The following is a 25461-nucleotide window of genomic DNA, read 5'->3' on the forward strand; positions in this document are numbered from 1 at the left end:
ATAAAAGTAATCAATTGCACGAACATTTTTGATTTGCAACGCTCATCAATTTGCAATGCTCATTTATTAGCATCACCTATTAGCCGCATCCAATTGACGCAATTCTTTCTTTAGATCGCGTATTTCGTCGCGCAAACGAGCAGCCAACTCAAACTGCAACTGCTCTGCAGCAACATGCATTTGCTCGCTCAAATTTTTAATCAGCGACATAATATCGTCTTGCGGAAGCTCAGAAATATTCGCCATACGCTTTTCCTTGCTTTGCTGCCCAAGATTTGGCTCTTTTGGCACGCCATAATGCGAGTTCCCAGCCTTGTTAGCATTTCTGTAACCGCCTGCTAGCAAAGTTTGCGTATCAACATCCTCTTTAGCGAGCATGTCGTTAACATCGCTAATCTTCTTTCGCAAAGGCTTAGGATCAATTCCATGAGCCTTGTTATATGCGATTTGCTTTTCACGGCGGCGCTCTGTCTCGCTAATCGCCTTACTCATAGCATCCGTAACAGTATCCGCATACATAAGAACAGTCCCAGAAACGTTACGAGCAGCACGACCAATCGTCTGAATAAGCGAACGGTAGGATCTTAAGAAGCCTTCCTTATCTGCATCCAAAATCGCGACAAGCGAGACTTCCGGCAAATCCAAACCCTCACGAAGCAAATTAATGCCAACAATCACATCAATTTTGCCTTCGCGAAGCTCGCGCAAAAGCTCCACTCTGCGCAAAGTATCAACATCAGAATGCAAGTACTCAACTTTAATACCAAGCTCCAAAAAGTAATCAGTTAAGTCTTCCGCCATTTTCTTTGTAAGCGTAGTAACAAGCACGCGCTCATCTTTTGCTACTCGCTCCTTGATTTCCGCAAGCAAATCGTCAACCTGGCCTTCAACAGGGCGAACCTCAATCTTAGGATCAAGCAACCCAGTTGGGCGAATAATTTGCTCAACTACGCCATCTGAAAGCCCCAGCTCATAATCTCCAGGCGTTGCAGAAAGATACACAGTTTGACCAATGTGCTCCAAAAATTCTTTCCACTTTAACGGGCGGTTATCCATTGCAGAAGGAAGCCTAAAACCATGCTCCACAAGCGTTCTTTTGCGCGAAGCATCACCTTCATACATAGCTCCAATTTGCGGCACTGTTACATGCGACTCGTCTAAAACTAGCAAAAAGTCATCTGGGAAAAAGTCAAGCAAAGTATGCGGAGGTGTGCCTGCATCGCGTCCGTCAAAATGCCTAGAATAATTTTCCACTCCTGGGCACACACCAACCTGACGCAGCATCTCCAAATCGTACGTAGTTCGCATTTCCAAACGCTGAGCTTCCAGCAATTTATTCTGCTTTTTAAGCTGCGCTACTCTATCGTCACGCTCTTTTTCAATCGCCTCTAACGCGCGTTCCATGCGCTCCGGTCCTGCAATGTAGTGAGATGCTGGGAAAATATGAACACTACTCTCCTGGCGAATTACTTCTCCTGTAAGAGGATGTAACATGGTAATTCTGTCGATTTCGTCACCAAAGAACTCAATTCGCACAGCTAATTCTTCGTACACTGGAATAATCTCAACTGTGTCACCGCGCACTCTAAAAGTTCCGCGCGTAAAGGCAATGTCATTGCGTTTGTATTGCATACTCACAAATTGACGCAATAAATCATCTCTCTCAAGTTGCTCACCAACGCTTAGCATAAGCATTCGCTCGGCATACTCCTCTGGAGTACCGAGTCCATAAATGCAAGAAACAGTAGCCACAACAACGCAATCGCGTCTAGTAAGCAAATTCGCTGTAGCAGCATGACGAAGCCGCTCAACATCGTCGTTAATATTCGAATCTTTTTCAATATACGTGTCTGTTTGCGGAATATACGCTTCCGGCTGATAGTAATCGTAATAAGACACAAAATAGCTCACGGCATTATCTGGCATAAGCTCGCGAAATTCCGCGCAAAGCTGAGCTGCCAAAGTTTTATTCGGCTCAATAATAAGTGTCGGTCGTTGCAAACGCTCAATAAGCCAAGCGGTTGTAGCAGTTTTACCAGTTCCAGTAGCACCCATTAAAACAACGTCGTTTTCTCCGTTTTCAATGCGATTCGCTAACTCTTCGATTGCTTGCGGCTGGTCACCCGAAGGCGCATACGGCGCTTTTACTACAAAAGGCTTGTTTGTGCGCTGAATTTTATTCGACATAATCTTTTACTTCCCCAGTTTCGCAATTTCAGCACTTTTATTGTTTATTTCGCGCAACCATGATTTCAACGTATCGTCAACACTGTTAAGCATAGATTCCATTGGTTTAGTGGAATCAACTACAAAATCCGCCATATCTTTTCGAACTTTACTTGGAAGTTGACTATTTATGCGCGCTAAAGCCTGACTCTCAGTCATGTTCCGCTCGCTTATCATTCGCTTAACGCGAATTTCTTGAGGCGCTTCAACAGTAATAATATGATCAAAACTAAATGGAATGCTGTCGATTACTTGCGCAAGAAGTGGAATGTCGTGCACAATAACCGAGCTTACGCTGCTTACCTCATTGCGATTTTCTTTAGCATTGCAATTTTCCTTAGAAATTTTACTAATATACTCGCTTTCTAAAAGCTTTGCGCAATCATAAATAGCAGGATGAATTATAGACTCAATCTTACTTAATGCTTGCTTACGTTCATAGCCATCTCCAAAAATATGCTCTGCAATAAACGCACGATTTAAAGAACCATCATTCTTAACAGCATTTTCCCCAAAAATACCTACTATTTGTTGCAATACTGCGCTTCCCGGTTCCACTACTTTACGCGCTAAAACATCGTAATCAATAACAAACGCACCAAGCAAGCGCAAATGGTTTACTACAGTAGATTTTCCGGCTGCAATTCCGCCTGTTACCGCAATCCGCATTATTGTCATATATAAATTATAAGTAATGCTCCAGTAAATAATTACCAGGGCATTGTTATTAAAAGAAAACAAATGGTTAATCTTGTAATTCTGCACCATCAGCATCTTTATGCCACTTAGTCCCAGGCTTTGAGCAAAGAATGCAAATTCCTTCAACACATGACCATATAATCGAAATACCTGCAAGCAAACCAATAGAAAGAACAGAAATCAACAATTGGGCAATAGCCTTGCCTTTAAAACCAAGGTAGAAATTGTGAATCCCTAAACCACCTACAAAAATCGCTAAAAGACCGGCAGCAAGCTTATGTCGAGAACTTACTAAAGTAGCATTATTCGCTGAATTATTCCCATCGTATGAAGGGAACTGAGCATTCTTCTGATTGTTATCAGATGTACTCATAATTTTCACCAATCCTTTTAATAACTTAATTAATGCTTTAACAAAATCATATAATCGTGCTTCTTAAAAGAAAATTTGTTGTACTCACATTTAATTACAGAATATAAATTATAAAATCAGAGTATTTAGAGCACATTGTGATAATCGCAATGAACAAAATGCCCTGATGATTACTCACCAGGGCATTTCGTTCATACGCTTTTAGTAGAAAACTACTTCTTTTCGCTCAAAAGCTGTTCACGCAAAGCTGCGAGCTGATCAGAATCAGCTAAAGCACCTTCACTAGTTGTTTCAGAAGAATAGTTGGAAGCAACTTCTTCCTTCTTTTCTTCCTTAGCTGGCTTCTTTTCAGCTTCTTCTTGCTGACCGTCAGCAGCAGCAGATTCTGCTGCAGCTGCAAGTTCCTTAGCAGCGAAAGCCTTGTGCTCTTCCCAAAGCTCGTGAGCTGCAGCATACTGAGCTTCCCACTCTTCGCGCTGCTGCTCATAACCAGCCATCCACTCGTTAGTGTTTGGATCGAAGCCTTCTGGGTACTTGTAATTGCCTTCAGCATCGTACTCAGCTGGCATACCGTAAAGAGCTGGATCGAAATCTTCAGAATTTGGATCAACAGCCTCATTAGCCTGCTTCAAGGAGAGGGAAATACGACGACGATCAAGATCAACATCAATAACCTTGACGAATACGTCTTCGTTTGCCTTAACAACAGTTTCTGGATTCTCTACGTGACGATTAGCAAGCTCAGAAATGTGAACCAAGCCCTCAATGCCATCTTCAACGGAGATGAACACGCCGAACTGAACGATCTTGGTGACCTTACCCTTAACAACCTGTCCAGGAACATGGGTGCGAGCGAAGCGCTGCCATGGATCTTCCTGAGTTGCCTTAAGGGAAAGGGAGATACGTTCGCGATCGAGATCAACGTCGAGAACCTCAACGGTAACCTTATCGCCAACCTTAACAACTTCAGATGGGTGATCGATATGCTTCCAAGAAAGCTCAGAAACGTGAATGAGACCGTCAACGCCGCCGAGATCAACGAATGCGCCGAAGTTTACGATAGAAGACACAACGCCTTCACGAATCTGACCCTTCTTAAGCTGAGAGAGGAAGGTTTCACGAACTTCAGACTGGGTTTCCTCAAGGAACTGACGACGAGAAAGCACAACGTTGTTGCGGTTCTTATCGAGCTCGAGAATCTTAGCCTTAATCTTCTGACCAATGTATGGAGAAAGATCGCGAACGCGACGCATTTCAACCAAGGAAGCTGGTAAGAAGCCACGCAAACCGATGTCTACGATCAAGCCGCCCTTAACAGCCTCAATAACGGTACCTTCAACGATGCCGTCTGCATCCTTAATCTTCTCGATGTCACCCCAAGCACGCTCATACTGTGCACGCTTCTTGGAGAGAATAAGACGTCCTTCCTTGTCTTCCTTAGTGACAACAAGGGCTTCAATGGTGTCGCCAACCTCGACAACATCATCTGGATCAACGTCTTTTTTGATGGAAAGTTCACGGGAAGGAATTACACCTTCAGTCTTGTAGCCGATGTCCAGCAATACTTCGTCGTGATCAATCTTTACGACGGTACCTTCAACTAAATCACCATCATCAAAATTCTTGATGGTTGAATCGACTGCCTTGATGAAGTCTTCTTCGGTGCCAATATCATTAATCGCAACCTTGGCGACTTCGTTATTATTCTCTGCCATTAGTTATTAGTGGTTTCTTCTTGGGGTGGATATTACTCGATATTTAATTATGTATTTACGTTACGCATGTATGCCATGCACACGCTTTGTCGATTTTATATACAGGCATAGCCAAAATTTACGTTTTACTTCGGGCGTGTCGCATTTTATTTGCAATTAAGTGCTCGCTCAGCCATATCTACAACATTCGCCAGCAACATAGCTCGAGTCATCGGACCTACTCCACCAGGATTCGGAGAATACGCTCCAGCAATTTCGCGACAAGCTGAATCAACATCACCTTTTACGCGGTATCTACCAGCTTCTTCATCAAAAACACGAGATACGCCTACATCAACAAGAACAGCACCAGGTTTAATATCTTCTGGCTTAACAAAACCAGCACAACCCATTGCGGCAATTATTACATCAGAACGACGCATAATCTCCTGCACATTCCGAGTATGCGTATGACACAACGTAACAGTTGCATCTACTCCCCTGCGGGTTAAAAGAAGGCCAATAGTACGTCCAACCGTAATGCCACGACCAAGCACACAAACTTCCTTACCAGAAAGTTCAATACCGTATTCATCAAGCAAAGCTAAAATTCCACGCGGCGTGCACGGCAAAGGTGTTGTAATATCACCGGAAATATGCGTAACAAGTTCACCCAAATTATACGGATGCATTCCATCACAATCTTTTGCAGGATTAATAGAAGAAATAACTTTTTGAACATCAATTCCTTTTGGCAATGGCAGTTGCACAATAAATCCAGTACAAAGAGGGTCATTATTTAATTTCTGTAAAGCAGCAAGAATCTCATCTTCACTAGCATCTTCTGGCAGATCGCAACGAATAGAATTAATCCCCACTTCTTCGCAATCACGATGCTTACCAGCAACATATTTCAACGAACCAGGATCACTACCTACAAGTAACGTGCCCAAACCTGGATTAATGCCTTTTTTATGTAAAATAGCAACGCGCGCTGCCAAATCTTTTTTAATTTTACTAGCTAAAGCTTTACCATCTAACACAATAGCCATAAAAAATTTCCTCCCAACTCGCACAATTCGTAAGGATAGGCTATCGTGAAGTATAGAAGATATGGGTCGACTAACAATTTTGCGTGCGCCGACGCACCATTATCACGGGAGGAGTCACAGTGATGCGTACCGTTCTTTGTGCAGTAAAGAAGTTTGGAAAAACTGCCATAACATGCCTTATTGCTTCTGCAGTAATACTTGGATTTGCAGCTTGTGGAAAAACTGAGGAAAAACCAAAAGAAAAACCAAAAGCTGCAACAAATATTTCTGTTGTATCCACTGTTGACACCTGGGGTAGCTTAGCTCAAGAGATCGGTGGCTCTGACGTCAAAGTTGAATCAGTTATGACTGGCTCAGATACAGACATATCGTCGTTTAAACCTAGCTCAAAAGATTTAAAAAATATGCAGAATGCACAAGTATTAGTTACAAATGGTGCAGGCTACGATGATTGGGCAAACAAAGTACACCCAGCTAAAGCTGAAGTGCTTAGTGCAGCAGGTACTGTAGGAGCACTTAACGGAGACAATCCATATCTTTGGTTTTCTCACGATGCTAGGGATGCAATGGCATCTGCCATGGCTGACACCTTCTCCAAAGTTTTGCCATCAAAAAAACAAGCTTTTTCTAAGCGACTAGCACAATGGCAGGAAAAGGAAAAGAAATTAACCACCTACTTAAGTGATTTCTCTAAAGAAAATGGTAACGCAAAGTATGCTTCTACATCTCCTATTCTTTTCTGGCTAATGTCTGATGCCAATTTGAAAGATAGCTCACCTAAAGAATATGCTGACGCACTAAATAACAATAATGAACCAGAACATTCAAGCGTTGAGGAGTTTCAGAAGCTTATTGAAGGTCGCAAAATCGATGTGTTGATTAGCGATAGCCAACAAGGAAACGATGTTCTAAACTTGCTAAACGGAATCGCAGGACGCAGCTATACGTCCACAGTGCGAGTAAGCGAACTTATGCCAAAATACGCAGATCAGCTTGATAAATGGATTATGAAGATTTGTGACGACCTACATAATGCTGTAAAAGCAACAAAGGATATGCGTAAAGACATTGATGACAAAGAGCCTCAGAAAAAGCCAATCACTGAGAAGCCACACGTAGCAAAGAATACCGATCCTAAAAATTCTAACCAAGGTCAACAAGATCCAGGTAAGTAAATTTAGGTGAATCTGTTAAAATAAAAAATCCTTGCATTTTGTAAATGCAAGGATTTTTTATTATCTGTTTTAAGCAAGAACAAAAGCAAAACATACAATAAATACGTAAGCAAATATATAAGCAAAAGCCCTTCTAACTCGCCAATATACCAACGTTTAGAAGGGCTTAAAATAATATGAACAATTAATATCTATTTATTTTGCATAACGCAAATCACTTTTTCTTAGATTTCTTATTACGCTCTTCTAACAGCGCTAAAGTTCGCGATGCAGGCTCTTCTGGAGCTACAGTATGGTGATTTTCATCGCCTTTTTGAGGCTCCTTGTATCCAAGATTCACATCTAAAAGTCGCTCCGCCTCAATCTCATCAATCTTTTCAGACAAAGCAATTTCGGAAATTAAAATACTGCGAGCGCGAGCAAGCATTCGCTTTTCTCCTGCAGACAAACCATGCTCATCAACATCTCGCTGAGATAAATCACGAACTACTTCAGCAATATTGTTAACATCGCCAGTAGCAATCTTCTCTACATTAAGCTTGTAGCGTCTAGACCAATTCATTTCTTTTTCAACTATTGGAGTACGCAAAATCTCAAAAACTTTTGCAACTTCTTGCGCTCCAACAATGTCTCGCACGCCAACTTTTTTAACATTATCGACAGGTACGTTAATTTCTAAACCATCAGATGATAACACTACCAATCGTAAATATTGACGAGTTACACCTTTTACGGTGCGCTCACTAATTTCTTCAACACGAGCCGCACCATGACGAGGATAGACGACCATATCGCCGACTTGATATTCCACAGAACCCTCCGTATGCACAGAAAAACTCATAACAGTTTCCCATAAGGTCACGACTTGAAAAAATTTTCATATTTTTTTCACAATAGCGCGAAACACACGCGACTTACAGCAATAAAGCATGTATGATAGTCAGCATGAGTACAGTTACTAACATCAATGAAGATGCAGTCGCAGTCCCAGTCCGACAGGACGTATTAGCTGCGGTGAGCAATGCAGAATATTACAATCCACATGAGGTTCTCGGAGGTCACCTTGGAACTGGCAAAGGTGCCGACACTGTAACCGTCCGCGTATTGCGCCCTATGGCAAAGAAAGTTGTTATTCTTACTAAGAACGGTGAATACGAAGCTAAACACGAATATAACGGCATCTTTACAGCTGTTATTCCTGCAGTAAAGCACACAAAAACAAAGTCTTGGTCTGTTCCTAGTTATCGCGTTTACACTGTGGAAATAGACGGTTCTGAATCCACAGATGACGATCCTTATCGTTATCTGCCTCAAGTTGGCGAACTTGACATGTACTTATTTGGAGAAGGTCGCCATGAACGTCTTTGGGAAGCATTAGGCGCACATGTCAAAACAATAACAGATTCATGGGGGCTTATATCTCCTGAAACTGGAAAGATGGTAAAGAAAGTTACTGGTACTGCTTTCTCAGTGTGGGCACCAAATGCTCGTGCAGTACGCGTAGTTGGTAACTTTAATTACTGGAATGGTCGTCGCCACGCTATGCGCTCGCTCGGCTCTTCTGGCATTTGGGAACTTTTTATTCCAGGAGTTACAGCGGGCGAAGTATATAAATACGAAATTCTTACGCAATCTGGTAATTGGATTATGAAAGCCGATCCGATGGAGCGCTCTCATGAAGTTCCACCAAACACAGGATCTGTTGTTGTTGATTCTGAGTTTAAGTGGCACGATACCGATTGGATGAATAAGCGCGCAAAAACAGACGCTCACAACGGTCCAATAAGCATTTACGAAGTGCAAGCTAACAGCTGGAATCGCGATCTGGGTAATTATCGCGAACTTGCTGATCATTTAGTTGATTATGTGCAAAGAGAAGGCTTTACTCACGTCGAGTTCATGCCGCTGACGCAATATCCATTCTCTGGGTCTTGGGGATATCAGGTAACAGGTTATTATGCAGTCGATTCTCGCCTTGGCTCCCCTGATGACTTTAAGTACTTGATAGATAAACTCCATAAAGCAGGTATTGGCGTCGTTATGGATTGGGTTCCAGCTCACTTCCCTAAGGATGACTTTGCACTCGGTCGTTTTGATGGCACAGCATTGTATGAGGATCCTGATCCTATGCGAGGCGAGCATCCTGATTGGGGTACTTACATCTTCAACTTTGGTCGTCATGAAGTTCGTAACTTCTTGGTTGCTAATGCTTGCTTCTGGCTTGACGAATACCATGTTGACGCGTTGCGCGTTGACGCAGTTTCTTCAATGCTTTACTTGGATTACAGCCGTGAAGCAGGACAGTGGAGACCAAACATCTACGGCGGACGCGAAAATCTTGAAGCAATTGACTTCATTAAGGAAGCAAACGCAACTGCATACAAGAATAATCCTGGCATCATGATGATTGCTGAGGAATCCACTGCTTACCAAGGCGTAACTGCACCAACCGATATGGGCGGCTTAGGATTCGGTTTGAAGTGGAATATGGGCTGGATGCACGACACTTTGCAATACCTTAAAGAAGAACCAATTAACCGTCGTTGGCATCATAACGAAATTACATTCTCAATGGTTTATGCATACTCTGAGCATTATGTGTTGCCATTAAGCCACGATGAAGTTGTGTACGGTAAGGGTTCGTTACTTGGAAAGATGCCAGGAGACGAATGGCAACAGTTCGCAGGATTGCGAGCATTGCTTGCATACCAGTGGTCTCATCCAGGCAAGAACCTTCTGTTCATGGGTGGAGAAATCGGACAGTCCAGCGAATGGAATTTCAATACTTCGCTTAACTGGAATGAGCTGCAATGGCCGTTCCATCAAGGTGTGCAAAAGCTTGTTGCAGATTTGAATACTCTGTATAAGAGCTCTCGTGCATTCTGGAGTCAAGACTTTACTCCTGATGGTTTCCAGTGGCTTACAAGCGACGATTCCGATCACAATACTTTAAGCTACATGCGTATTGGCGACGACGGAGAAGAAATCGTTGTAGTAGTAAACTTCTCAGGTCAAGCTTGGCAAGACTATCAGGTTGCGTTACCAAAAGGCGGACAGTGGGAAGAGATACTCACAACTGATGATGCAAAGTATTGCGGATCTAATATTCACAACGGCACATTCACTGCTACTGCTGAAGAGTATCATTCTCGACCATACTCTGCAAGAATCACTGTTCCAGCGTTAGGTGCGGTATTCTTGAAGCCAGTACAACACTGAAAGGTCTTTTTAAAATATGCTAAACGCTCCATCAGCTAGCGTAAATGCTCGTACAATTCTCGTTGTTGAGGATGAGCCAGATCTTGCTACAGCAATTGCACAACGCATTACTGCACAAGGCTGGAGAGCAAGAGTCGCTGCAGATGGAGCGTCTGCTGTTAGAGCTGCCGAACAACTAAAACCTGATCTCATAATTATGGATATTATGCTTCCTATTATGGATGGGATTGAAGCAACTCGACGAATTATCTCCAAAATGCCTGTCCCTATCCTCATGTTAACAGCACGCGACGCAGAAGCCGATAAAATTGTTGGCTTAAGCGCAGGCGCAGATGATTACATGACTAAACCATTTTCGCCACGTGAGTTAATTGCTCGTTGCGCAGCATTGCTGAGACGCGTAGAACGCGCATCGCAAATAGCAAAGACAATGGAACATGAACGCACAATTAATTTTGGGTCACTTATTATTAGACCCCGTCAAAGACTTGTAACTTTAAACGACAAAGAGGTACATTTTACACCAACTGAGTTTGACTTGCTCGCTACTCTAGCTCGTCATCCTCATACCGTATTTAAGCGTGAAGAGTTACTTGAAGAGGTGTGGGATTGGCCAGATGCCTCTGGAACTCGCACAGTGGACTCGCACATTAAGTCTTTGAGGCATAAAATTGGATCGGAATGGATTCGTACTGTACACGGAATAGGATACGCATTCGAGCCACCTATTAGTGATTACGACAAAGTTCTGCAATCACAAGTTTCATAAATAGTTATAACTTTCATAAGTAGTAAATAGTTACAACACTTTAGCTTCGGAAAATTCGTAAATGGTATTAGAAAATAAAATAAATACTGCTAATTCTGAACAATATAAAAATACTAAGCAACGTAATTTATTAAATAAAAACTCAAATCCTCAACTTAGAAATAAGTCAAAAACTCGATTTACGAATTCTTCTGTAAAGCATAATTATCCAAATCGACCTGTCGGATTTTTTTCATCTCTAAAAATTGAACTTTCGGCAATTATTGTTTTTGCAACAGCAATTGCTTTTGTAATGGCATGGTTTTTACTTAAAACTGGTCTAAATGGCTGGATTGCAATGCCATTAACGCTTATTGTTGCTCTAGGAATTACATACATTTTTTCTAGAGGACTTACAGCACCACTTCGTCAAATGAAAAATGCTGCAGAAGCCATGGCTGACGGCGACTACTCTGTACGAGTTGCTGTAGAAAATCGTCGTGACGAAGTAGGTAAATTAACTCTTGCATTTAATGAAATGGCAGAAGAACTTGAACATGCAGATCAGATGCGTAGAGAGCTTATAGCAAACGTAAGCCACGAATTACGCACTCCTGTTTCTGCTTTACAAGCAATGCTTGAAAATCTTGCAGATGGAGTTGTTGATCCTACTCCATCTAATATGGAAGCTATATTAAACCAAACTCATAGACTTGCTGATCTTATTACTTTCCTTCTTGATTTATCTAGAGTTGAAGCAGGTGCGGAAAGCCTTAATATAACTTCATTTAATTTCACAGACTTTATTGACGAAATTATTGAGCCACTAGAAATAGCTGATTCAGGTCATAATCATAATATTGAAGTTCAAATTAATGATGAGATTGAATTAACAGGAGATCAAGCTCGCCTTTCGCAACTTTTTACTAATATTATTTCCAACGCTCTAAAACATTCAGATGATGGAACTCGTGTTCTTATAAGTGCTCATATTAATCACAACCAAAACTCTGTAATATGTAATGTTGTGAATTTTGGAGAACAAATTCCTCAAGAAGATCGCGCCGATATTTTCAGAAGATTTGTTAAAGGAAATCAGCGAATTGGCACAGAATCAGGAGGAACAGGATTAGGATTGTCAATTGCTCGTTGGGCTGCACAATTGCACCATGGAACTGTAAAAGTAGTAGACGATAAGCGTGGTCCAAACTTTGAGATTACGCTTCCGCTAAACTATAGCAATACAATAGTAAACTAACATTCGTAATCTGCTGTACGATCATCCTTATTGCATACACACGCTAAAGAAAAGCATGCCAAAACAGTAATTCCACTACTCTGTAGAGTTGAAACGCAGCTATTCATAGTTGAGCCAGTAGTTACAATATCATCCAATACAATAGCTTTGTACTCGCGTTGATTTTCAGACTTTTGCTTTCTCAATTCTTTGAAATCGATGCTAAACGCTTTAGAAATTCTGTTAGACCTTCCACGAAAACCGGAAGTTTGCACTGATTTCGCAGTAATTCTAGCATTCATACTTACAATATCTAAAACGTATGCCCTAATGCCACTATTACACAATCGTTTAGCAACACAATTTGCAACAGGCAACATATGTTTACGCCCACGATGTCTTGATGAATACTTAGATGACGGAACTGGTATAACAAATATAGGATTTTCACTTATATAACAAGAATGCGAGCGCAAAAATTTAGATATAACTTCTACTACTAAATCGCCAATAAGTTCACCAAATATTTTGTCACATGCAATATCGAAATGATCCTTCCACAATAATATTGAGCGGCGAACAACCGTAGAATACGAACCACACGCGTAGCGATATCCACATACTGTTCTGGCAAATGGTGCGCGTTTCCAGCATTGCAACGCTTTCTTGCAGTTTTCACACAATATATAATCTGGAGTATCACAGCCTGCACATGCGCGAGGCAAAAATAAATTAAATAAAGCAATCGCTACATTCTTCCAACTAGCAAAACGCCAATTTATAAAATCAACATCCTTGTTTTCACATACACCACAAGGTACAGATGCGTGACATGCTAATCCCCCATGAGATGTCACGCTTCTATACTTCTTTTTGTTTTGGTGGTTTATAACCTTGCGTCTCCCAACCATAATGACAGCATATGCGATCGCTTATTAACTATGCAAATAAAAAATGTTATTGTGGATAAAAGGTATTTTAAAATGAAAAATTAATAAAATTCTATATTTCTAAAATATTAAGTACCTTATTACAAAGCTCTAAGGTATCCGAAGGATTACTTACTTTAACAACTAACGCTCCTGTAAAGGCAGTAGGATAATCGTTTCCTCCAGGATACATACGATCGCCAATAAAAGTAATTTTTTCAATATTAAAATCACAATATTGAGATAGCATTCGCAAAGCTTGAGCTTTATCGTCACCGCGCCTGTATATATCGATGCTAGTATCTCCTCCAGCGCGTACAGCAAAATTAGGTAAAGCTTGAGAAATGCTTTGTGCAAGTTGAGCTTTCAAACAACCGCTAGGATCCCAAGTTTTTTTATATTCAATAGGAGCTAGTTGTCCTAGTGCCGAAAAAGTAATTTGACTACCGCGGTTCTCTATCTGTTCTCCCCACAGCATTGGATCGCCGGGTTCTTTCCAAACGCCCATATTTTTTGCACACTTGTGTATTGCATCAATAACGCATTGCGCTTGCTTAAAATCGATACTATGCTCATAAACACATTGCAATGACATGTCATTATTCACACGATAATAACTAGTTCCATTAGTGGGCATTATGTGAATATTTTTAAGATTAGTGCCAGTAGTTAGCATATCTAAAATTTGCTTCTTAACTAACTCTAAGCAGCCACCTGTTATTACAGCAACAGGAATTATATCAATCAGTTTACTTAATGATTCAGCCATCGATTTAAGCATAGGTTTTTTAGAACATGCCAGTGTGTTATCTAAATCAAAAGCAATAAGAGACGATTCAGCAATGCCCAAGTCAAGATTAAACTCATTCCAATCATGCACTATTGGTTTGAGCATTACAAATCCTCCTGACTTTTAAAACCATATATACAGTATTCTATAGTGTGAGCGTATTTCACACACCGCATATTAATTATTTACATATTATTGCCCTAGCCTTCTCGTAAAGTGGAAGCATGACAGGTCTAATTTGGGAAGAACGTCACTATAGAAATAGGCATGGTAGAGGTCTTAGGGCACCAATATTTGGTACTCGCCTGCCACAATATAGAACCGCTAGCGGAATGTTCGATGCTATGGTAGCGGCTCAAATTAGACGTCTTAACAGTGCTTGGAGAGCATTAACTAAAGACGTTCAATTTGCAGTAGAAGATGTGCCACCTTCACAACCACTGTTATGGGAACAAAACCGCAGAATACTTTCACAAGCGTTTCCAGCTAGCCGTGGTATGCAATCTAGAATTGTGTTGTATAGGCTTCCGCTATGCACTCATGTAAGCAGCAGAAGTGAACTTCAATATGCTATCAGAGATGAGCTTGTGCAACGCTTAGCAGAACTATACGGTCGCAGACCAGAAGAAATTGATCCAGATTGGGGTTTGTAAACAATTTTTAAATTAATTAAAATTATTAAGTATTTTAATTAATTTATAGTCGCTTATAGCAACATTTTTATTCGTATTATTGCACAATATGATTGTCAGTTTTAACGTATACCTTCATTTCTTGCGGCTCCAAAGATTGCGCAGAAAGCCAAGAAATACCTGCTATACCAGCCTTATCGATTTCATCTTTATGAATACGGGCAGACAAAGAAACTTTGCTATGCGATTTCGCAATAAACATAACTACATCGTGCGAAATGTCTGAAACAGGAATTCTTAAAGATGCATTCGCAGGAATCGTTACGTTTTTTGTAGCAGCTAATACACCATTTAAATCAAATCCTTGCAAACGCACAGAAGTATCTTTATCGCTTGAAGAAGAAAGGTATAGAGCTGTTTCATTAGCAGAAACAGGTGAAACAATTGCGCCACTACCTTGCACGTTAGATGGTGTAATAAAAGCTACATCTGACTGATTATCTTTGCCATCTTTAGTAATAGACATCATTACTTGAGTAGGAACATCTCCACTTACGCTCAAAGCATTAACATGCTCTGGAACTTTTCCAAGATCGACAACTTGCAAATGGTGTGCTTTTAACGTCAAATTCTTTACTTCTTTAGAACCTGTATCATTCATCCATGAAAGTGTTACATTACCATCTTTATTTGGCCATACATATAACTTAGATTGATCGCCTTCACTAATACCTGAAAGAATATTTGTGTTAGATTGAGTGCTTAATTCATGAACAATATCTACACCTTTTACAGATAAGCCACTCATATGAACGACTTTTACAAATGATGCTATAGGTGTCTGCTCGCTTTCAACTTGCACGTATAATCCAGAAGTCTTAGGAGAAGCAGCAGCAAGATCAAAATATGCGTGAGAACGAGCAGGAACAGTAAAAGCACTTCCTGTAGAAAGATTTAACTGATTGTTGCCATGTTCTGCAGACCAAGCTTTAACACGAACAACAGTAGATTTTGAAGCAGCATTAAATGCTTCTAAACGAATAGAAATTCCATCAGCAGATTCTGGAACTAGGAATGTCTGTTTCATAGACGGCATGGAACAGGTAGTTGCAGATAAACCTTTTACGTCACCTTTAGTAGCCCATGAAACCATAGAAGCAGATATTCCAGTGCCAGATCCAACTCGTGACAAATGTCCTTCTAGAACTTGAGCGTCATGATTTACATTATTGTTAGCAATAAAAGCTGACGTATCATCATCAGTTGATTTTGAATTCAACGTAATAGATTGATCATTGTTATCTCGTATGTTACGCAAGCTAGAACTATACACATCTCCAAAAGCACCATAACGAGCAGAAGATTGTAAATCGCCTTCTGATTCGTTATATTCGCTATCACCATATTGAGTCAAATCTGGAAGAGACAATCGAATAGGACAAATAGTTTGCAAACGAGTAGAACCAACACTACTTATAACGCCACTAGATGGAGTATTAGGATTATCTACAAAGTGAGGCATTGGTAAGCATAATGCAACAACACATGCAGAAGCAATAAGTATTATTGCACTAAAAATAGCAAGTGAGACAATACTGACTATTTTGTTCTTGCGATTAATATCTACATCTGCATTTACTTCACCATGCTTAGAGCCCCCATGAGGATTTTTATGCCAGTTCATCTAATTCCTCCTCATGCCTGTCATCTGAACGTTCTATCATTGCATGTCTGCCAAATCGAGGCACGGCAACAATACAGTACAGCAGTAATACCATAGAAGAAACAATAATCCAAGGAACTCTCCACGCAAGAGGCCTAGATCGATAATACGGAGATGTAGAAGACAACGACTTAGAATCAGGCACACCATCAAATCTGCAATAAGTTCCTTGCGGTGATGAAACAACTAATTGTGTACCGTCAGAAGCGTTAACGTGTGCAATTAATTGTTCAGTAGCTTCTTTGTTAACATTACTTACAGTTTGCACAGAAGGATGTAACAATTGTTGTATTGACATAGAAGTTTTATGGGAAACCTGCTTATTTTCTGAACTATTAACAATATAAATACCGCCAATTCCAAGTTGCTTTAACGTTGAAATTGCGCCATTATCTGCATGAGATAACAATTGTGCTGAGGCGCGATATATTGCTTTATTGCTTGATGAATCACCAAACATTACTTGTCTAACACGAAGTGCTGGAGATTCGTCTATTGCATCTCCCTTAGATGTTCGCATAATAGAGATTGACAAATCATGGCTACTTTGAGCTCTTAAAGCAAGTATTCGCCGAGTATCGTCTTTTCGCAAATAATCAGAAACAACCATAGGGAGCTCATTGTTATTTGCGCAAATAGATGTAGCAGGTCCGCTCAATACAGCAAAAAGACCCAAAAGAACCGCCATAGTCAACATGCCACTTGCAAGAACGGCGCGTGCTACGCGAATTATGTGCTGCAACAATTGTGCCGCAGAACGACGCATTGCAGCACGTCTACTTGCACGAGTTTTATAGTTATCAAAAATTTGGGACTCAGATTCCTTCGAAGTACGTAGTGGCTCAAAGCGTCGAACAGCTTGACCGGCAACCATGCACATACAAGATAAAATGCCGACAGTAGATAATGCGACTCCAGGCAAAACGCTTGCAGCAACAGGTCCCGAAATATCGGATGCAACTACAACACGAGCAGCAATAAGAGATAACAGCATTCCGGAAATAATCACAACCCACATCATTCGAGAAACTCGCAAAGCAAAAGGCAAAGTTAATGACGTAACAGCCATAACAACAGCTAGAATTGCAAAAATTACCATTATTATTGTTCTTAAGCTCATCAATGGCATATTAATTTCAACATTAGGAGAAGCCATATTAAAAGCGTGCAACAAAACATCAGCGTAATCGCTTACGCGTGGAGCACCTTGCACACTTCTCAATGGCAAAGCCATACTAGAGAACAATTGACGCCACATTCCAGATTCGCCATATCTAATAGCACTTCCTATTGTAGGAAGCAGAACAATTATCGATGGTATAGGCATAAGCGCAAACATAATACGATGAGAGCGCACCATAATAAACGATGCAATAAAAATAACAATAAGAGGCAAAACAAGCTGCGGTTCTGCAGCTACTGGAACCATAAAGCATAATGCTGCGCATGCTGCACATTGAGTGGATTTAACAGGACGCACAGGATCTTCTGTTACGTACATTCCAACAGCATGGAACGCAAAAGCAAATGCTGCAGGCAAAAATGCCATAGTCATTAACATTGGCAAATCACCGCGTGCAAACAAACCAAAAGCAATAGCAATCATAGTCCAGCAAATACCAGCGCATACACGTACAGTATCCGAGCGCGTAAATACGCCAGCAAGAGCCCAAAAACTTAAACACATAGCTGGAGCAGCTAAGAAGAACATTAATGTGACAGCCAATAACGGGTTAGCGCCAACCACAGTTGATGCGATTGCCCAAATACTTAGCCATGGTGCTGGAGGAATTGCAGGTCCAAAACCATCATCAGGAACCCATGCACCAATAGCAGAATTCCATAGTTGATTGAAATCTGCACCCGTTGGTAACCATTGCTGCGCATTCCAAGAAGCGCCACTTAAAATTTCACGCCATGGAGAGCCATATAAATTCAATATGACTGCAAAAAGAAGAAGAGACGCAAGAATAACAGCACTCCACCTACGCAACACTCGAATATGCAAATGCCGCTTCGCTAGAGGACTTAACAGCACGAAATGCTGTTGAGCTTGGAAAGCAGAACTACGATCACGCCAACGTGCAACTTGATGACGATCTGCGATAAGAGGAACAAGTCGCTTTAATGGAACACGAGTATTCCTTGCAATCCTTCTGCGAGCAAAAACTGCTCTAGGTAATTGCATGATAGCAAGCCATGGCAAAAGCAGACGGATCCACGCTATATAAGGATGTTTAGCAAACAGCGAATGCAAAGCGCCAACGAAACAAGCAGGCAAACTAAGAATCCATATAAGAGGCCACAAAAAAATACTAATATCAGTGTATTTGTAACGCTGCTTAGCTACGAGAGAAGCTGCTACACCATATTTAGATCCTGAATTATTATGATTTCTAGCATCACCGTTACGAGTACGGATACCTTCTAACCTTGCACGCCTGTGTGCGATACGAGCTGAAGGAACTACAACAACACGACCTCCAGATAGACATACTCTACGACAAAAATCTCTTGATTCGCCAAAAGTTGTCATCCATGGTTGCGTACCGCGTAAAGTTTGCCATGCAGTTAATGTGACTAAAGCACCTGCTAGCGATACTGCATACACATCTCCACGCCCATCATACTGTTCTTGATCTGGCTCGCCGTCAACAGTAAGAGTATGAATACCGTGACGCCAAGCATACATTCCAACGTTGTGCAAGATATTTCCTTGCCAATCAACTTGTTTAGCTCCCAATACTGATGCAGTCGGAGTATTGCGCCAAGTTTCACGCAAATATTCTAAGCAATGGAAGTCTGCAGGACGAGAATCATCATGCAAAAGCCATAATGCAGAAACTCCTGCACAAGGCAAAATCTTGCGCAAAGATTTTTCTATTGCATCTCCAAAAGAATGAGCATAAGAAATGGGAATAATAATTATGCGTACAGATTTATCTTCACTATTGTTTACGCGAGTATTATTTACGCGATTAGTATTTGGTCTATATTTTGAATCGCTATCAATTGCATTATTGGAATCGATATTATTAGCATTCTGCAATAATGATTTCCTAGTATTAATTGCTCCCGCAAGCATAGATGAATTAATTTTTATTTGTAAATTCGTTTGCATAGTCTGTTTTACTCGACTAGCACAATCGACTATTACCAAAGTTCCAGGAAGAATTGATTGACTTAGTACTGCATGTAACGTATCAGCATAAAAACGAGTATCTCGTTCCACACACATCATTGCCATAATGGACGAATCCACATCATGAGGATGCGCATCTTTCGCAGATGACAGCACCTGTAAAACTTCGTCTTCAAATGTAAGATTATGAGCGGTTATCGAATCCATACTTACCAGTTTACGCAGGGGGTATGTATCCACCAAAACACAAGTCGTAATTCTAAATAAATTTATACATATTTTATTAATATTTTTGTTCATATTAACCAGTGCATTCCATATAAATTTAATTAGAATATTTGCTTAAACTTATTAAAATTTTCATTAAAAGATCAAATAATATTCAACACAACCAGGTGTCATAAATCTCATTGCCATGTACTATAATGGCGCGTTATATGTGTCCATTGAATATTGATTTATTCGATGGCAAAAGAAATGATATTGCCACAACCTAAAAGGTTCCTCATTATTGAGAAAGAAGGTACGATGACAACTTCACGGTATCATGAAGGCATGCGGTACCAACCAGGCGAAGATTGGAATTCAACTCCTCATCATAGTCTTGGTTATAGAATGATTAACCGCACGCGCAAGATACTGTGTATGCTTGTTATTTCAGTACTTACATTCTTTTCAACAATCATAGCTGCAGTATGGTTAGATTTTTCTTCTGCTGTAAGTAACAGAGTTGTAAACGTCATATCTAAAGATCCAGAAGCTAATCAGACACTTGATATTAACGCAGGCAAACCAGTAACTTTTCTTGTTTTAGGTCAAGATTCTCGAGATGGGAACAATCAAAGCTTCACACACGACGGTGAAACTGGTGATCATCAGTCAGATACTACTATGGTAGTTCAAATTAGCGCAGATAGATCATACATGAATATCGTTTCTATTCCACGAGATTCTATGGTAAACGCACCAGCATGCGACACTACAAAAGGACATATTCCTGCAAGAAAACATGTGATGTTTAATTCAATTTTCGCCTTAGGATATGCACAAGGCGGAGATTTAGCCTCAGCAGCATCATGCTCGTTAAAAGCTGTTAATTCACTTACTGGTTTAAATATCCATCATTTTATAGTCGCTGATTTCAGTGGATTAAGCAATATGATTGATGCAGTTGGTGGAGTATCCGTATGCATCCCAACAGCAACTCGCGATGCCTATACGGGTGTAAATTTCAAACAAGGAATGCAGCATCTTAATGGTCGACTTGCTACTCAATACGCTAGAATGCGCCACGATACAGCAAGCGATGGCTCTGACATAATGCGAACAACAAGACAGCAATACTTGATTAAACAGCTTTTACATCAAGCACTGTCTAAAAACTTATTTACTCAGACAAGTGAGCTTTACCAGCTTGCAAAAGCATCGTTGGGAGCATTAAATATAAGTGAAGGCTTGGCCAATCCTACCACTTTGGTCGGTTTGGCATTAAGCATGCGTAAATTAGATTCTTCACATATTTATGCTCGTACTACTCCTGTTATTCCAGATCCTTATGATCCAAATCGTGTTGTATGGTCTGACGAAGCAGACAATATTTGGGATTTAATGCGTGAAAATAAACCGCTATCGCTAAATCATAAAATTAACGGCACTAACAAAAAGAATGCCAATAATTCGCCTAAGGATACGAACGATCAAGACAATGAAGATACGGATGACAATAGCAATATAAGCGAAAACGACAAACTTAATAAAACTACAAATCCAAAGAAGATGGGACATGTTGATCCAAAAACAGGATTAATAAAAAATTCTCAAGGACAACTTATTGATCCAAATACTGGAGGAATTGTAAATCCTGAAAATGGAACTATTCACGATCCACAAACAGGACAATACGTTGGCTTTGCAGACAAGTATGCAAACAATGTACTTTGCGCTGTGCCTAGAAAAAAGTAAACAATTAAGCAAGATGTAATCTATGAATATTAATGTACGAGCATAAAATTTATATATTATATATTCATAGTCATTGAAGATACATGCTTATTTTGGAGGATGAATGAATTCGAGATTGTATGAGGACCCTTCTGAAGATAATATAAACCCACCTATCTTCACTCCTTCTCATAATAACGATTCATCTAACTCAAACGTGCCTCCTAGTTTCACTCCAAAACGCGTAAAAAGAGGCAAAATAGAGTCTAATGCGCTTCCATCACAAGCGCCGTCTTTTGCGCCTACAACTCAAAGAACAAGAATCTTAAAAAGTCCAGAACAATGTTCTTCTAGACCTGTTTCTTACACATCGCAATTGCAACCAAGACCAGCACCGCGCACAAGTTCTATTTCACAAATGCGTATTCCAACAACTATAAATAAAGCAGTTGGAAGTGCAGCAAAAATACTACCGCACAAACCGCACAGAATTTTACATGCATTTATTGCATTTTTTGTTGTTCTGGCAGTAGGTGTAACTGGTTTTGGGGTATATTCATGGAACTGGGTTGACTCAAGAATTAACCGCACTACTTGGCTTACTAATACTCCTAGCACTCAAGGCAAAGCATGGCTTATTCTTGGTTCTGATCAAAGAGAAGGCGAAGAAGCTAAAGAGATAACAGGATTTAGAACAGATACTATTCTTGTATTGACAAAGCCGAGCAATGGTCACAGCTCTCTAATTTCTATTCCTCGAGATTCTCTTGTTTCTTTAAATGGCGAACAAGTAAAAATTAATAGCGTTGCGCAAGCAGCTGGAAATAAAGCATTAACAGCAGCAATAGAAAAAATTACAGGTCATCGCATTGACCATGTTGCAGAAATACGTTTTGGCGGTCTTACTAATGTTGTTAACGCTATAGACGGCATTGATTTATGCTACAACCGTACCGTAAGCGATAAGTTTAGCGGGTTAAATTGGACTTCTGGATGCCATCACGTTGATGGGAATACAGCGTTAGCATTTTCGCGAATGCGATACGCAGATCCAGAATCTGATTTTGGACGAGCTGCACGTCAACGAATGGTTATTGCAGCTATTATGAAAAAAGCTTTAGATCACAATACATTATTGAATTTTGGAAAAGTAAAAAAGCTTGCTGAAACGGGACTTGCTTCAGTTATTTTTGACGAGAAAACCAATCCAGGAACATTATGGGAAATGGCTCAAGCATTCAAAGAAGCAACTGGACCGTCAGGCATATCTGGAACAGTATATTGGACGAATCCTGACTATCAAGTTCCAGGAGTTGGTTCATCTGTGCTTCTCGATGATGCTAAAAACTTAGATTTATTCAACCAACTTGCATCAGGCACTCATAAACCTGGATCAGTTGGAACTCTTGCGGAGCAACAATAATTTCGAAGTATTGTTGTATAAGCAACACTTCAATTAGATACCATAACTTAGAAAGCACTAAACTCATATCTTTTAACCACAATCTTGCATAAGTATTGCACAAAAATCAAGAATATTGTCTCATACATTTATGAGTAACAAATCTAATACAGGAATGTCTACAACTAAAGTACTTATGCATGTACAGATGGCAGCGAGTATAGTTCCCATATTCGCTCACATAGCATTGGCTATAATGGCATGGATGCAAAATAATTGGATGATGCTAACCATGATTATTCCAAGCATTATGATGTACATAGCAAGTCTTATTCCACAAATTTTTCAATACATATCTGAGAAAAATTCTATTCAAAGTGTTCAACAAAATCAGCAAATTCAATTATTAAACACTACGCAATCGTCAAATAACTTAACTTATAATCAACAAACTATAGAAAGTTTGCCAGATACTATTACACCAGTAAGTTTAGAAACATTACTTATGAGAAGAAATGCAATTTCTAATACGCAACATCACTGGAAAGAAGTATTGCAAACATGGTTAAAAAATGCAGGAACATACGACACAAAAAACCAATCTAATAGTATGAAGGAAAATCTAAATACAAATATTTATAACTACTTACCTAATTCAAAAACTAAACACCTTATAGCTCCACTTGGAATAAGCAATAATGGATACTGCTATTTAGATTTAATTAACAATGGACCACATGCTTTAGTTGCTGGAACAACTGGTTCTGGTAAATCAGTACTTCTTACGACTTGGTGTTTAGCTTTGGCTTTTCAATACGGCCCACAGCAGCTACGGTTTGTTTTTATGGATTTTAAAGGAGGAGCAACTTTTGACATACTATCTAAACTCCCACATGCTATGGGAAACGTAGGAGATTTAAATCTTAAACACGCAATACGCGCTCTAAAAGGTCTCGAACTAGAACTAGATAGACGAGAAAGACTAGTAGCTCATCATGGGTGTAATAATATTGCACAAGTAACTCCAGCTGAGCCTTCATTGCTTATTGTTATTGACGAATTTCATGCTTTAAAAGATCAACTTCCCGACTACATGCCTCGTCTTATACGAATTGCATCAGTAGGCAGATCTTTGGGAATGCATATTATTGCTGGAACTCAAAATCCACTCGTACAAGTAAGCGCAGATATGAAAGCTAATATTTCTATTAATATTTGCTTGAGAGTTAGAGACGGAATGCAATCGCAAGAATTATTAGGAACAGCGCATGCAGCTAGAATAAGCCCAAATACACCAGGAGCCGCATATTACAATATTGGAGAAGGAGTAGCTGCTTTGCGATGTGCTCAAAGCAGCAATCCTGCACATTTAGTACGAGCAATACAGTTAGCTGGTAGATTCTGCCATCATGATCATTCTCCAGAATTATTTAGCAAACCATTGCCGTCGATTCTTTCATCAAAACAACTTGCAGAGTATTCAAATAATTACAAATACAAAAATTCGGAGCAAAAAATATCTCAAAGTTTACGTACTCAAGAATTTCATACGAAGCATATTATTATTGGTTTGCAAGACGATACCATACACTTATATCCTGCTCTATTACCAATTCACCTTGGAAATATCGCTGTTATTGGAAGTAGAAAACAAGGCAAAACAACAATATTAAAAATAATTTCTAAAACTTTAAACCTGCCAATATATTCAGGAAAATCACTATACGAACAAAACATTAATAACATTTACAACGAAAATACGCCAATCATTATTGACGATGCGGATGAATTGCTTGATCCGCTAAATACGAGACAAACTGCTATTGCTTTTCAAAAAAGATTAAATAGTAAACAATACCCAGTTATTATGAGCACTAGCACTTCTCGCTACTTACGTTTACCTGAGCAAGCACCAGTGAGGATAATATTTCCAACAGGAGATATTGGCACAGATACAATGCTTGGAATACCTTCTGCTTTATCTAAAAGTTTTGATATTGAAGACTATCAACTTCCAGGACGATGTGTTTTAATCACTCCAGGATCAGCAAGTTTAACTCAAATAGTGCACCTAGAATAAAATTTATTCATAGTGACGCATCTTGACTTTTACGTGCGCGCATTGCTCTACGCTTTAGAGTTCTACGCTCATCCTCGCTTAATCCTCCCCACACACCGTAATCTTGGTTAGTTTCTAATGCGCATTTTAAGCACTCTGTTGCAACATCACATGAGCGACATACTGCTTTTGCTTCTTCAAGCTGTTGAACTGCTGTACCAGCACTGCCAAGAGGAAAGAACAGTTCAGGATCTTTGTCACTACATGCTGCTGTTGTGCGCCAATCAAACGAGTTGCTCATGAATTATTATCCTCATTTCTTACCTACAACGGTGAGCTTTAGAAGTTCCCCTGAATGTAAGGAAATCATGAAAAGAAAGTTTTTTCAAGGTATTTTGCATCTTTATTAGCAATTTTAAT

At 40.0% G+C, this 25461-nt stretch carries 19 protein-coding genes; 8 read left to right on the forward strand and 11 right to left on the reverse strand.

Annotation, left to right across the window (positions count from 1 at the left end; all coding sequences use genetic code 11):
- Window positions 1–72: 72 nt before the first annotated feature.
- The 5 genes from uvrB to HXT29_RS02635 form a co-directional block, all read right to left on the reverse strand.
- Entirely contained in the window at window positions 73–2187 is a 2115-nt protein-coding gene (gene uvrB / locus HXT29_RS02615; RefSeq protein ID WP_101885993.1) for an excinuclease ABC subunit UvrB, read from the reverse strand.
- 6 nt (window positions 2188–2193) lie between these two features.
- Window positions 2194–2904, reverse strand: a complete 711-nt coding sequence (coaE, locus tag HXT29_RS02620; RefSeq protein WP_032835422.1) for a dephospho-CoA kinase — start codon at window positions 2902–2904, stop codon at window positions 2194–2196.
- Between the two features lie 67 nt (window positions 2905–2971).
- Window positions 2972–3298 (reverse strand): TM2 domain-containing protein, encoded by a 327-nt coding sequence (locus HXT29_RS02625; RefSeq protein ID WP_422118449.1) that lies wholly within the window; start codon window positions 3296–3298, stop codon window positions 2972–2974.
- A gap of 212 nt (window positions 3299–3510) precedes the next feature.
- Window positions 3511–5013 carry a 30S ribosomal protein S1 gene (rpsA, locus tag HXT29_RS02630; protein ID WP_004107061.1) on the reverse strand — a complete coding sequence of 501 codons (1503 nt, stop codon included), beginning with the start codon at window positions 5011–5013 and terminating at the stop codon, window positions 3511–3513.
- Window positions 5014–5159: 146 nt separating this feature from the next.
- Window positions 5160–6044 (reverse strand): bifunctional methylenetetrahydrofolate dehydrogenase/methenyltetrahydrofolate cyclohydrolase, encoded by an 885-nt coding sequence (locus HXT29_RS02635; RefSeq protein ID WP_004107065.1) that lies wholly within the window; start codon window positions 6042–6044, stop codon window positions 5160–5162.
- Window positions 6045–6166: 122 nt separating this feature from the next.
- On the opposite strand from HXT29_RS02635, the gene HXT29_RS02640 reads away from it, so the two are divergent.
- Window positions 6167–7219: a metal ABC transporter solute-binding protein, Zn/Mn family gene (locus tag HXT29_RS02640; RefSeq protein WP_004119288.1), complete on the forward strand. Its 1053-nt coding sequence runs from the start codon at window positions 6167–6169 to the stop codon at window positions 7217–7219.
- 214 nt (window positions 7220–7433) lie between these two features.
- On the opposite strand, the gene HXT29_RS02645 is transcribed toward HXT29_RS02640, so the two are convergent.
- Window positions 7434–8030 carry a CarD family transcriptional regulator gene (locus HXT29_RS02645; protein ID WP_180946758.1) on the reverse strand — a complete coding sequence of 199 codons (597 nt, stop codon included), beginning with the start codon at window positions 8028–8030 and terminating at the stop codon, window positions 7434–7436.
- Between the two features lie 134 nt (window positions 8031–8164).
- Here HXT29_RS02645 and glgB point away from each other — a divergent pair, with 134 nt between their 5' ends.
- From glgB to HXT29_RS02660, 3 genes are all read left to right on the forward strand, one after another.
- Entirely contained in the window at window positions 8165–10438 is a 2274-nt protein-coding gene (gene glgB / locus HXT29_RS02650; protein ID WP_421791618.1) for a 1,4-alpha-glucan branching protein GlgB, read from the forward strand.
- Window positions 10439–10454: 16 nt separating this feature from the next.
- Window positions 10455–11207: a response regulator transcription factor gene (locus tag HXT29_RS02655; RefSeq protein ID WP_410294536.1), complete on the forward strand. Its 753-nt coding sequence runs from the start codon at window positions 10455–10457 to the stop codon at window positions 11205–11207.
- Window positions 11208–11268: 61 nt separating this feature from the next.
- Window positions 11269–12444 (forward strand): sensor histidine kinase, encoded by a 1176-nt coding sequence (locus HXT29_RS02660; RefSeq protein WP_116971455.1) that lies wholly within the window; start codon window positions 11269–11271, stop codon window positions 12442–12444.
- Here HXT29_RS02660 and HXT29_RS02665 read toward each other — a convergent pair.
- Entirely contained in the window at window positions 12441–13334 is an 894-nt protein-coding gene (locus HXT29_RS02665) for a ComF family protein (protein ID WP_117008896.1), read from the reverse strand. The two genes, HXT29_RS02660 and HXT29_RS02665, sit on opposite strands and share 4 nt — an antisense overlap.
- Before the next feature lie 91 nt (window positions 13335–13425).
- Window positions 13426–14247 (reverse strand): HAD-IIB family hydrolase, encoded by an 822-nt coding sequence (locus tag HXT29_RS02670; protein ID WP_421791623.1) that lies wholly within the window; start codon window positions 14245–14247, stop codon window positions 13426–13428.
- A 119-nt stretch (window positions 14248–14366) separates the two neighbouring features.
- Here HXT29_RS02670 and HXT29_RS02675 point away from each other — a divergent pair, with 119 nt between their 5' ends.
- Window positions 14367–14795, forward strand: coding sequence for a metallopeptidase family protein (locus HXT29_RS02675; protein WP_004119868.1), 429 nt, complete (start codon window positions 14367–14369; stop codon window positions 14793–14795).
- 76 nt (window positions 14796–14871) lie between these two features.
- On the opposite strand, the gene HXT29_RS02680 is transcribed toward HXT29_RS02675, so the two are convergent.
- Together HXT29_RS02680 and HXT29_RS02685 are read right to left on the reverse strand one after the other, a co-directional pair.
- The gene (locus tag HXT29_RS02680) at window positions 14872–16458 is read right to left on the reverse strand and encodes a DUF5719 family protein (RefSeq protein ID WP_422118450.1); all 1587 of its coding nucleotides are present in this window, start codon (window positions 16456–16458) and stop codon (window positions 14872–14874) included.
- Window positions 16445–19846 (reverse strand): glycosyltransferase family 2 protein, encoded by a 3402-nt coding sequence (locus tag HXT29_RS02685; RefSeq protein ID WP_422118451.1) that lies wholly within the window; start codon window positions 19844–19846, stop codon window positions 16445–16447. The genes HXT29_RS02680 and HXT29_RS02685 overlap by 14 nt, the downstream gene beginning before the upstream one ends.
- Before the next feature lie 321 nt (window positions 19847–20167).
- Between HXT29_RS02685 and HXT29_RS02690 the strand changes: the two genes are divergently transcribed.
- The 3 genes from HXT29_RS02690 to HXT29_RS02700 all read left to right on the forward strand — a co-directional run bounded on the left by HXT29_RS02690 (window position 20168) and on the right by HXT29_RS02700 (window position 25062).
- Window positions 20168–21601 (forward strand): LCP family protein, encoded by a 1434-nt coding sequence (locus HXT29_RS02690; protein WP_004119875.1) that lies wholly within the window; start codon window positions 20168–20170, stop codon window positions 21599–21601.
- A gap of 103 nt (window positions 21602–21704) precedes the next feature.
- Complete coding sequence (locus HXT29_RS02695) at window positions 21705–23003, forward strand: LCP family protein (protein WP_032842522.1); 1299 nt, start codon at window positions 21705–21707, stop codon at window positions 23001–23003.
- Between the two features lie 187 nt (window positions 23004–23190).
- Window positions 23191–25062: an FtsK/SpoIIIE domain-containing protein gene (locus HXT29_RS02700; RefSeq protein ID WP_410297221.1), complete on the forward strand. Its 1872-nt coding sequence runs from the start codon at window positions 23191–23193 to the stop codon at window positions 25060–25062.
- Window positions 25063–25069: 7 nt separating this feature from the next.
- Here the strand turns inward: HXT29_RS02700 and HXT29_RS02705 are convergent, their stop codons facing one another.
- The gene (locus HXT29_RS02705) at window positions 25070–25342 is read right to left on the reverse strand and encodes a WhiB family transcriptional regulator (protein WP_004107118.1); all 273 of its coding nucleotides are present in this window, start codon (window positions 25340–25342) and stop codon (window positions 25070–25072) included.
- Window positions 25343–25461: the final 119 nt, after the last annotated feature.

Origin of the sequence: Gardnerella sp. DNF00550 (assembly GCF_049262685.1) — a bacterium.
Classification (GTDB): Bacteria; Actinomycetota; Actinomycetes; order Actinomycetales; family Bifidobacteriaceae; genus Bifidobacterium; species Bifidobacterium leopoldii.